This is a genomic window from Roseivirga sp. UBA1976 (assembly GCF_002336325.1).
GTDB lineage: Bacteria > Bacteroidota > Bacteroidia > Cytophagales > Cyclobacteriaceae > Roseivirga > Roseivirga thermotolerans.
On record NZ_DDDQ01000171.1, the window covers coordinates 1 to 10,111 of the forward strand.

Here is a 10,111-nt window from a genome sequence, read left to right on the forward strand (position 1 = left end):
AGCCTCTCAACAGCATAAGCGATCCAAAGGTAGTGCCAGTGTCTATGAGATACCGCTAAAGCACAAAGATGGCTCATACAGGTGGGCAATGATTAGCGGAGCTCCCATTTACAATGTAGATGGTTCCATTCGCGGATCCATTGGTATTCACATGGATATTACCAATCGTAAGCTGGCCGAAGAGGAACTTAAAGAAACCAAAGCGAAACTAAGCAAGTACAAAAACGGACTGGAGGCCATTAACTCGGTAACGTCAAACCTGAGCCTTTCTTCCGTTTCGCAAATCGATCAGGGACTTAAAATAGCCACCGAGTACCTGGGCCTAGACCTTGCCATAATTAGTGAAATAAATGGCGCCTCTTATGAGATTAAACAGTTTTACTCCAACACAGACGATACCGGGCTCAACATTGGCGATAAGTTTAAGCTGGGCGATACTTTCTGCGATATAGTCATCAAAAAAGATGACATCCTCTTTATGAAAGATGTGAGCGAGTCTAAGTACTACGATCATCCCTGCCACGAACTTTTTGGTGTAGAGTCTTACATTGGTATTGCCTATCGGGTAAACGGAGAAAAAAGAGGGACTATCAATTTTACCTCTACCAAGGCCCGCAAAGAAGAGTTCGATACCTACGATCTTGAGTTTGTTGAGCTTTTTTCTAAGTGGATGGGATATACGCTCACGCTCATTGAAAATCAGGAAAAACTAGAGGCAGAGCAACGCGCTTTGGCCAGAAAGAATAAAGAATTAGAGCGTAATCAAAAGCACCTGAGTGCTATTAATGGGTTTGTAACCAGCTTGTTATCAGATGACTCCATTCAGGAGATTTCCTGGGAGATCGCAGAGAATGTGATTGAGAAATTCGGTTATGAAGATTGTGTCATTTACTTGAAAAATGATGAATCGGGTAAACTGGATCAGGTGGCCGCTTATGGCGCCAAGCAATCCAAAACCAGAAAAGTTCTAGACCCCATATCCATAGAAATTGGTGAAGGAATTGTAGGTGCTGTTGCTCAAACGGGAATCGCAGAGATTGTGAACGATACCAGCAAAGACGGTCGCTACATTGTAGACGATGCGGTGCGCTTCTCGGAAATTACGGTACCTATTATTGCCGATGGAGAGGTAATTGGAGTTATTGATTCCGAGCACCGGCAGCGTAACTTCTTCAATCAGGAGCATTTGCATACCCTAACCACCATTGCTAACCTGGCTTCTAACCGACTAAAGAATGCCATTGCCAAGAAGAAGCAGGAAAAGGCAGAAAAAGAACTTATTGAGAGCGAACAAAAGCTCAGAAAAATATTACACAACGCCATTGATGCGGTAATTACTATAGATAGAGAAGGAGTTATTACCGAATGGAACAGGCAGGCAGAGTCTATCTTTGGTTTTTCGGCCGATGAGGCTTTAGGAAAAACCCTTTTGGAAACTATTATTCCTCCAATACACCGAGAGGCGCACAAGCGGGGCATGCAGCATTTCTTTAAAACGGGAGAAGGTCCGGTTTTAAATCAGAAAATTGAGATTACTGCTCTCAGAAAAAATGGAGAGGAGTTTCCGGTGGCTATGGCTATTATTCCGGTTGAAAATAAAGGCTACTTTACCTTTACGGCCTTCCTGAGTGATATAACCATACAAAAGCAGGTGCAGGAAGAGATGCAAAAAGCGCTGGAAAAAGAGCGTGAGCTCAATGAACTAAAGTCCAGATTTGTATCCATGACCTCCCACGAGTTTAGAACACCCCTTACTACCATAAAACAGAATGCAGACCTGATCAGCTTTCAGTTAGAAGGCCAGCACCCTGACGATTTCCCTCGATACAAGAAATTTCTCGATCGTATAGATGGCGATTTGAACAGGGTTACCTCTCTAATGAACGACATTCTTATGCTGGGCAAAATTGAGGCAGGCCGCATTAATATGAAGAAATCGTCTACCGACCTGGTGCAATTTGTTGAGCGCCTGGTGAATAAGCATTCCGAAACCGACAGTAAAGGAAGAAAGATTAAGATGGAAGTAGTAGGTGTGCCAAGAGAGGTATCTATAGACTCCTCACTGATGGAACATGTGTTTTCTAATCTGCTTTCCAATGCCCTTAAGTACTCTCCAAATAGTGAGGCTCCTGAGGTTCAGGTGGCTTTTAATGAGCTTAAGAGCGTAAAGGTTTCAATAAAAGACTACGGCATAGGCATTCCACAAAAAGATCTAAAAGGACTATTCGGTTCTTTTTACAGAGCTACCAATGTTAAAAATATTCAAGGTACCGGCCTGGGCTTATCCATTGTAAAAGAGTTCACTGAGCTGCACGGAGGAACCATTACCGTGGATAGCGAAGAGAATAAGGGCTCAGAATTTACAGTTGAATTACCTTTATCTTAGGTGAATTCATGAATTTGCTCATCTGAATTATTAAATTGTTCAAAAAAAGTTAATGAGTCAGTTGAAAATTCTAATTGTAGAAGACGATCCCATGATCGCGGAGAGCGTTCAGGATATTATAGCCGTACTTAATCATGAAGTTCTTGGAGTTGCAGAAAGCGCAGAGACCGCCATTGCTATATGCAATGAGACTGTGCCCGACCTGGCCTTGCTCGATATTCAGATTGGAGGCGATATAGACGGTGTGCAGTTGGCAGAGCTGCTGAATCAGAACTTCGAAATCCCTTTCATCTTTACCACCGCTTTTGCAGACAATGAAACCATTACCAGGGCTAAAGAAAAAGGTCCCTTCGGCTATTTAGTTAAACCCTATGGTGTAAAAGACATCAATGCCGCTATTGAAGTGGCCATGGCCGCTTTCGATCGGTTAAAAAAGGCCGAATCTGCTTCCACTATGTCTAAGGTAATTCAAGATAGTATATACCTGAAAGTGGACTCTAAACTCATTAAGGTAAAGATTGACGATATTCTTTATGTAGAGGCTAAGGGCGACTATGCCTTGTTTAAGACCAAAGAGAAGGGGCACATTGTACACACCACAATGAAGCGGGTAGAAGACCGTCTAACTCCGCATAACTTTGCCAAAGTGCACCGTTCCTATGTCATTAACCTCAGCAAAATAATAGACATTGAAGAGTCTAATTTGCTAATCGACAATAAGGTGATTCCTATTTCACGCTCTAACAAAGAAGCTTTAATTAAGAGACTCAACCTGTTGTAAAGGCAGGTTGGCTCTTTTGGCCTTCTCCCAGGTTACTTTTTGCTGTCCGGTAAAATATTTTTTCCAGCCCAGCACCACACAGTAGTGCATGTAGAGAAAATAGTAGGGAATATACAGGGCTTTGATACGCGTGGGGTTATTTCGCATGAGATAGCCCATGGCCGCCAGTGCATAAATCAGCAAACAGGCAATGGCCGGAATTAGGTAGATGCTATTGGCAATGGCCAAAAAAGGTACAGCCAGGGTAGCTCCCAATAGGGCCAAAGGCATGAGTGTCCAACGCAAAACCCGGTGCGATATGTACTGAAAGCTCAACTTTCCGTATCTCATCAGATTAAGTAGTGGCAGTAGTTTGATGACCGCCTGAATGCCACCGGCAGAAATCCTTACTTTCCTTTTTGTTTCTTCTTCCATATTGGCCGAGCCCGTTTCCAGGGCCAGTGCTTTTGGTTCATAGGCAACCTTATATCCTTTAGCAGCCAAAGTCATGGTAAGTACAAAATCTTCGATCAACGTATTGGTATCTATAGGTTCGTAGAGGTGCGTTCTAATGGCAAATAACTCTCCGGCCGAACCAACCAGCGAATTCCATTCAGCATCCTTCTTTTTTAGGTAAGACTCATATTTCCAATAGAAACCTTCACCGGAGCTACTTGCCCCATCGGCTTTTTGGCTCAGTACTGTTTTTTCTCCTGAAACAGCCGCTACCCTGTTGTTCTGGAAATGCTTTACCAATTCCCTTAGTCCTTGTGCATTAATCATCACGTTGGCGTCAGAGAAAATGGTAATAGGGGTGTCAATTGTAGGCATTACACGATTAACAGCTGCAATTTTGCCGGCTCGTTGTGGTGTATAATGCAGGGTAATAGAAGGGTGTTGTTCAATTAAGTGATTGGTATTGTCTGTAGAACCATCTGTAACCATGGCAATGTGTAACTTCTCCTTGGGGTAGTCTAGTGCCAGACAGTTGCTGATCTTTTCATCAATAATATCTTCTTCGTTATAAGCTGCAACCAATAAGGTAACATGCGGAAGGTCTTCATCTTCCAAAGCAACCGGTGTGTCGCTTGCTTTAAACTTGGCCAGTACACTAATTACTATGCCATAGCCAATAAAGACATAGAAGATGATGAAAATGCTGATCCAAAAAAGAATTTCCATGGTCGTGGTTTTTCTTTGAATTAGCTCAATTTCAGTGAATTGGGAGGGGAGATTTCGATGAATGAACGGAATCCTTCGATGAGTTGCTTAGAGCGGTCTGAAACCAAAGCGCTTGTGCAATAGCCCATCGGTCCAGGCTTTGGAAAAGGCGCTCAGGTGAGCCCATTCTCTGGAGAGAAGCGAGCGGACAAGTTGCTTTGGGGTAGAAAGAAACATGAAGAAAAGCATGAAGAGCGTCCAGTTTTTAAAACCGTTTCTTCGCATAAAATGCAACCTGTTTCGGGTTTGGTAATAGAGTTTTAACGGACTGTTTTTACCCGTGCTTATCGACTCTTTGTGTAGCACATGCACCGTAGGGTCAACCAGTAGCTCAAAACCATGAGAACGTATAATTCGAGACCACTCCAACTCTTCATAGTACAGAAAGAATTCTTCGGGCATAAGCCCGCATTGGTCTACCACAGATCTTCGGAGCATAACAGCCGCTCCATGGAAGTATGGGGTACAGTAGGGGTAGCTCGACTTAGCTTTTCTCACCAGCTCATTGCGACCGGTAATAGGATTGATCTCTGTGAAGCCCGCAAACTGAATCTGGTCGGGGTGATCGTAATATTTTAAAATAGGAGAGACAGCCCCTACATGATCGTCTTCAAAATGGGTTAGCAGAGATTCTATGAGGCCATTGTCTAGTTCCGTATCGTTGTTCACCAAAAATAGAAACTCGCCTGTTGCTGCTTGAATACCCAAATTATTACCTCCGGCAAAACCAATATTTTCCGATGAGTTGATGACCCTCACATTGGGTAATACCGATTGATATAAAGATGTATCGTCTCCCGACTGACCATTGTCTACCACAATAACTTCTAGCGCATTGTAGGCCAATTTGCCAATGGATTCGAGCAGTTCGCAGGTTACCTGCGCCTGCTTGTAGTTTACGGTGATTATAGAGACTAAGGCTGACATGATGGTTCTTTTATTCCGATTACCTGAATAGCATTTCCCCAGGAATTGCCGTGTACCAGGCGATCTATTTTGATACATAGTTTAGCAAATGGCAAGCTCAAAACCTGACCGAGCAGGCCTGCTTTCTTGCCCAGATAGGCTGCTTCCCAACCCAGGCGTGAGAACCAACCGTCAGAGTACGAGCCGTGTACCACACGAAAACCCTCACCAATGAATCGTTTCCAGAGGTCTTCCAGATTATATACTTGGCCAACGTGCTCTTCTTCGAGCCACTCATGGTGCTCTTCAAAGTATCGCTCGGGCAATAGGGTTCGTTGGTGTTTATTAGGAATTTTCACCATAAAGTAGCCTCCGGGCTTTAGCCTGTCATAAGCTGCTTTAAAAGGCATTTCTTTCGGAGTGATATGCTCGAAAACATCGATAGAAAATATGAAGTCGAACTCTCTTTCTTCCAATTGTTCCGTGTAGGTACAATGTGTGGTAATGTTGTTTGTTCCACTAGCTTTTATGGCTTCGTTGAGTGTGGCAATGCGCTCCTTGTCTACATCGAGGCTATGAATTTTAGCCTTGGGAAGAGCTTTGGCCAGACTAAAGCTATACTCACCATAGCCGGCACCCAAATCTAGTATTTTAGCATTTTGAGGCAGGTCTATGTGTTTCATTAGTTTCTTGAAAATGGTAAACCGCGCATAGTTGCCCACGTTGGTATAGCCAAAGACCGATTTAAACAGCCTGGCTAGTTTGGGTTTGCTTTTCATGCGTTCGCTGGTGAATATCTGCGATGTACCAAAGGTTAGCTCCATTTCTTCAAAGCATTTAGATGTGTTAATGATTTGGCTGCCACAACAAACTCTTTGATAGGGTGTATGGCAAGCGTTTTTTTAATGTTTAACTGACCTATAATGATGGTTATGATAACACTGGAAGCGGTGGCCGTAGCTGCTCCCTGTACACCAAAAGCAGGAATCAGCAACCAATTCATTACTACGTTGACCGCCAGGCTAAAAACCAGCATCAGAAAATTTACTCTTGGTTTACCAACGGCATCCAGCGTAAGGCCAAAAACGCGGCCCCACGGTTTAAATAGTGTAGCGGTTGCCAGAATGATTATTATACCCGAGGCTGAAAGATAACTTTCTGATCCTATGATGGTTATTATGGTTTTATTAAAGAGTAGCACAATAAGTGTAGTCGGTAGTATAAAGGCTAATAACCACAGAATAGAGTTGCCGTAGGTTTTTTTAAGATGAATGCCTCCCGACTGAAGATAACTGGCTGCAATTTTAGGATAAATGACTTGTGAAATGGCCTGCAGGGGGAGTTCGGCATAACCTATTATTTTGTTGGCAAAATGGAAAATTGCTACGGCTGTAGGATCCATAAAGTAGTTAATCATGAGTAAGTCTACCCGCTGAAAAAGCAGTGAGAGCAGATTAGTACCAGAGGAGTATTTGCCGAAGTGAATAAGCTCCATGGCCGTACTCTTTAGTGGCCTTACCAGCCTAAACTCGCCTTGAACAACAGCTAGTATGGTTACCGGCAACACCGAAAGAAACATTATGTCTATCAGTCGGGTGAGGCTGGGTTGTCCGGCTACTATCAACTGAGCAGACAGTACCGCTATAAAGGAAATAAGGTAGATGAAGTTGGTGATAAAGTACTTCTTAAACTTTTGCTGTGCCTGGTTTACTGAATTGAGAAATTGTATGGTAGCTAGTACCAACAAGGCTTTAAACCCATTGATATACAGTATACTAAGCTCAGGAGCCGACCACAGAGAGAAAACCACCAGAAAAAGGCTGGTGAGAGCTACTATGGCATAGTTGAGCAAGAGGCTTGTACTTTTAATCTCCCGATTGTCGGGCTGCCGGATGATAAGCCGAGCCAGTCCGTTTTGGGTAAAGCCTTGCCTTAAGCCATCTAGTATGGACACTGTGGTAATGAATATAGCCCAGTGGCCGAAAGAGGCCTGGTCGTAGCGTTTGGCCAGGTAGAGAAACAGAATAAAGTTGCTAAGCAGAAAGGAGATTTGTCCTGCAAAGGAATAGAAAGTTCTGCCCAAATCTTGTTTTAACGATTTCATTGGGCAATGCTTCGGTAGAGGGTTTCTGTTCTTTCGGCAATTTTTTCCCAGGTAAAGCGGGCTTTAACCCTTGTACGTCCTTTAATGCCCATGGCTTTGGCAAGCTCCCGGTTTTCGGCCATATAATTCATGGCCTCAATAAAGGCTTTAGGGTTATGATCAGGACAGAGTATGCCGTTTTCTCCATTTTCTATGGTTTCACGAATGGCCGGCAGATCTGAGGCTATTACGGGTATAGACTCCGAGTTGGCCTCAAGCAATACAATGCCCTGTGTTTCATATTGACTAGGTAAAATCAGCGCGGTGTAATAGGGGAGTACTTCATGAATTTTATCATTGCTGTACTCCCCGAGCAGTCTGACTCTACTTTCTAACTTCTTGGATTTAATAATTTGCTCTATGCGCACACACTCGCTGCCATTGCCAATAATGTCCAGTTGCACATGGTCTGCGGCCTGGTCCATCACTTCCACAATTTTGCTAATGCCTTTTACAGGATGTAGTCTGCCCACAAAGAGAAACTTAGCCACTCCGGCCAGATCGCTTTTGGAGTCTGACCACTGACTGCTCACGCCATTGGTAATCACGTTGATTGATTTTCCCGTAGGTCTGCGTTCATAGATTTCTTGCTTTAAGGCCTCGCTAACAGCTACCAATCCAGCTGCGCTGTTGTAAAGCCTTTTTTCCATTCTTCGGGTGAAGGTATGGTGTAACTGGTGGTTGATGTGATACCACTTCTTGCCTTTGTTTTCTATATCGATGAGGCCATGTACAGTGTTCACGAGCCTATGATGAATCTTAGAATAGAAACTTAGCAGGTAGCCGCTTCGGCCCTGAGCGTGAATGATATCGAACTTCATGTGGTTTTTTCTAACCCAATGAAGAACCGACCAGTTGAATGACAGCTCTTCGGCTATCAACGAAATTGGTTTTATGTATCGGCCGGGAAAGTAAGGCACCTCAATAATCCGGATGCCTTCTTTTTCCGCAACCTTGGTTCTCTTCCGAAAGCTTCCACCGTTCAGAATAGACACCTGGTGTCCTTTGCTTGCAAGGCTTCTGGCCAGCTCCCAGGTGTGGGTTTGAATACCCCCTTTAAACTGCCAGGGAAGTGTCTTGCAGATGAGTAGTATATGAAGGGTGGAATGTGCTTTCATCTTAATGGTTGTTTTTCTTGTCTTTGAGACCGTCCAGTTTGTCTTTCACAACTGTCTTCTCGTGTTTTTTAGCTAGGTTAATGGCGTAAATCATGGCTAGAATTGCAATTGGCAATACGGCCGGCCAGGGCATTCCTTGAAAAATCATAGTTCTAAAATTTGGTGTTCAGTGTGAATGAATTCCTTTTTGGATTTCTGCATAAGTAAAAGAGCCTTGAAAGCTGCCCAGCCAATTTTGGGAAGGCTGAACGCGATGCGAAAAGACTCTCTGAGAAGTGCTTGAGTAGGAAGCACCAACAGGTAAGCTATAATAAGGGCTAGCAGTGCTCCGGTGCTGGCTACAAAAAGCACCTGGCTTTTTAATAGCAGTCCGGTAAGTGCAAACAAAGTGATGGCAAAGGGAGCTACCGCACGCGGGGGTAGCGCCAACTGCATAACTTTATGGAAAAAGTCGAAGTTGCCCTTTGCCAGTTGCACCATGCTCTCCCTAATCGATCTCTTGAAATAGGTGTACTGAGCCTCGAGCCATCTTCCTCTCTGACGAGTAAAGGCTTCAGTAGATGAAACTTTCTGGTCTAAAACCGAAATCTGCTCAGAGTAATGGATAAACTCACCACCTTTGGTAAGGATAAGCTCCATTTCTTTATCAAAGCCGCCAATGGCCTTGCACTGAGCTATTACTGTGTCGAACAAGCTATAGTCGAATACCATAGCCGAACCGGATAGCTTAGAGGAAAGCCCTAAATTATTAGCTCCCTGGCATAGCATAGCCGTGTTGGCCGTTTCAGACAAGCCGTCCATCAATGCAGTAGAAGTATTGCTGTTGGCTGCTTTACGCAATCCCTGAACAGCTCTCAAACCGGATTTCATCAGGCGATTGGCTTTGAATAAGAAGCCTCTTTCCATCACATTGTCCGCATCGAGTACTACCACGGCATCATAACCGTTTTTGTAGTGGTTCATGGCGCTCTGCAGCGACTTTACTTTCGTGCTTTTATCGAATGATACTGCGTGAACCTTAGCGCCCATTTGTTCCAGGGCCGTATGAGTTTCCGGTTGCAACTGATCGGCAATTACTACCAGATCGAAGTGCTCTTTGGGATACTCGTATCTGTGTTGGAGGTTCAATTTAACAGTCTGCTGAATTACCTGATCTTCTTTATAAGCAGGTACCAGAATCAGAAACTTGCTCAGGCCCTCTTCTTTAACCACCACTCTTGCAGTCTTAAATGTGCTGGCAATGGCCAGAATGAGTTGGTAAAGGCTAGCTACCACCAGGTAAGCTACTGGAAACGCGATGATGATTTGGGCTAGAGTTTTCATGTTTCGATGTTTATTCAAATCTACCTCCACCAAAGCTCCCTTCCGGAATTATAAGGTGAATGGCAGGAAATCAACGATGAATGAAATGAGTGCTTAGATTAACCTGAGTTCGATGTACGAAAAGAACGTCATGCCGGAAAAACAGGCCTTAAACTATCAAAAAGGGCTGTTTTCTCCGGTATCTCAACAGGGCCTAAATGTGATTGCGGATATTTTCCTTTGCGTATGTGAAGTTTTCAGAGGAAAATTCCGCA

9 protein-coding genes are annotated in these 10,111 nt (G+C 43.9%); 2 read left to right on the forward strand and 7 right to left on the reverse strand.

Going from position 1 to position 10,111, the window contains the following annotated elements; genetic code table 11:
- Together B3763_RS17790 and B3763_RS17795 are read left to right on the forward strand one after the other, a co-directional pair.
- A partial coding sequence (locus tag B3763_RS17790; RefSeq protein ID WP_286748224.1) for a PAS domain S-box protein occupies positions 1-2,386 on the forward strand: 2,386 nt, incomplete at its 5' end.
- A 52-nt stretch (positions 2,387-2,438) separates the two neighbouring features.
- Positions 2,439-3,167 (forward strand): LytR/AlgR family response regulator transcription factor, encoded by a 729-nt coding sequence (locus B3763_RS17795; RefSeq protein WP_189631344.1) that lies wholly within the window; start codon positions 2,439-2,441, stop codon positions 3,165-3,167.
- Here the strand turns inward: B3763_RS17795 and B3763_RS17800 are convergent.
- The 7 genes from B3763_RS17800 to B3763_RS17830 all read right to left on the reverse strand — a co-directional run bounded on the left by B3763_RS17800 (position 3,141) and on the right by B3763_RS17830 (position 9,857).
- A complete protein-coding gene (locus B3763_RS17800; protein ID WP_286748226.1) occupies positions 3,141-4,328 on the reverse strand; it encodes a glycosyltransferase family 2 protein in 1,188 nt (395 codons plus the stop codon). The two genes, B3763_RS17795 and B3763_RS17800, sit on opposite strands and share 27 nt — an antisense overlap.
- 87 nt (positions 4,329-4,415) lie before the next feature.
- A complete protein-coding gene (locus B3763_RS17805; protein WP_189631342.1) occupies positions 4,416-5,294 on the reverse strand; it encodes a glycosyltransferase family 2 protein in 879 nt (292 codons plus the stop codon).
- Positions 5,282-6,097: an SAM-dependent methyltransferase gene (locus B3763_RS17810; protein WP_286748227.1), complete on the reverse strand. Its 816-nt coding sequence runs from the start codon at positions 6,095-6,097 to the stop codon at positions 5,282-5,284. The genes B3763_RS17805 and B3763_RS17810 overlap by 13 nt, the downstream gene beginning before the upstream one ends.
- Positions 6,088-7,377, reverse strand: a complete 1,290-nt coding sequence (locus tag B3763_RS17815; protein WP_286748228.1) for a polysaccharide biosynthesis C-terminal domain-containing protein — start codon at positions 7,375-7,377, stop codon at positions 6,088-6,090. The genes B3763_RS17810 and B3763_RS17815 overlap by 10 nt, the downstream gene beginning before the upstream one ends.
- The gene (locus B3763_RS17820) at positions 7,374-8,534 is read right to left on the reverse strand and encodes a glycosyltransferase family 4 protein (protein WP_286748229.1); all 1,161 of its coding nucleotides are present in this window, start codon (positions 8,532-8,534) and stop codon (positions 7,374-7,376) included. The genes B3763_RS17815 and B3763_RS17820 overlap by 4 nt, the downstream gene beginning before the upstream one ends.
- 1 nt (position 8,535) lies before the next feature.
- Positions 8,536-8,682: a hypothetical protein gene (locus B3763_RS17825; RefSeq protein WP_189631338.1), complete on the reverse strand. Its 147-nt coding sequence runs from the start codon at positions 8,680-8,682 to the stop codon at positions 8,536-8,538.
- Positions 8,679-9,857 carry a glycosyltransferase family 2 protein gene (locus B3763_RS17830; protein ID WP_286748230.1) on the reverse strand — a complete coding sequence of 393 codons (1,179 nt, stop codon included), beginning with the start codon at positions 9,855-9,857 and terminating at the stop codon, positions 8,679-8,681. The genes B3763_RS17825 and B3763_RS17830 overlap by 4 nt, the downstream gene beginning before the upstream one ends.
- Between the last annotated feature and the right edge of the window lie 254 nt (positions 9,858-10,111).

What these genes read in the sequence shown, in the direction of transcription:
- B3763_RS17800 (WP_286748226.1), bottom strand. Translation starts at nt 4,328, where the DNA reads ATGGAAATTCTTTTTTGGATCAGCATTTTCATCATCTTCTATGTCTTT.
- B3763_RS17805 (WP_189631342.1), bottom strand. Translation starts at nt 5,294, where the DNA reads ATGTCAGCCTTAGTCTCTATAATCACCGTAAACTACAAGCAGGCGCAG.
- B3763_RS17795 (WP_189631344.1), top strand. Translation starts at nt 2,439, where the DNA reads ATGAGTCAGTTGAAAATTCTAATTGTAGAAGACGATCCCATGATCGCG.
- B3763_RS17810 (WP_286748227.1), bottom strand. Translation starts at nt 6,097, where the DNA reads ATGGAGCTAACCTTTGGTACATCGCAGATATTCACCAGCGAACGCATG.
- B3763_RS17820 (WP_286748229.1), bottom strand. Translation starts at nt 8,534, where the DNA reads ATGAAAGCACATTCCACCCTTCATATACTACTCATCTGCAAGACACTT.
- B3763_RS17815 (WP_286748228.1), bottom strand. Translation starts at nt 7,377, where the DNA reads ATGAAATCGTTAAAACAAGATTTGGGCAGAACTTTCTATTCCTTTGCA.
- B3763_RS17825 (WP_189631338.1), bottom strand. Translation starts at nt 8,682, where the DNA reads ATGATTTTTCAAGGAATGCCCTGGCCGGCCGTATTGCCAATTGCAATT.
- B3763_RS17830 (WP_286748230.1), bottom strand. Translation starts at nt 9,857, where the DNA reads ATGAAAACTCTAGCCCAAATCATCATCGCGTTTCCAGTAGCTTACCTG.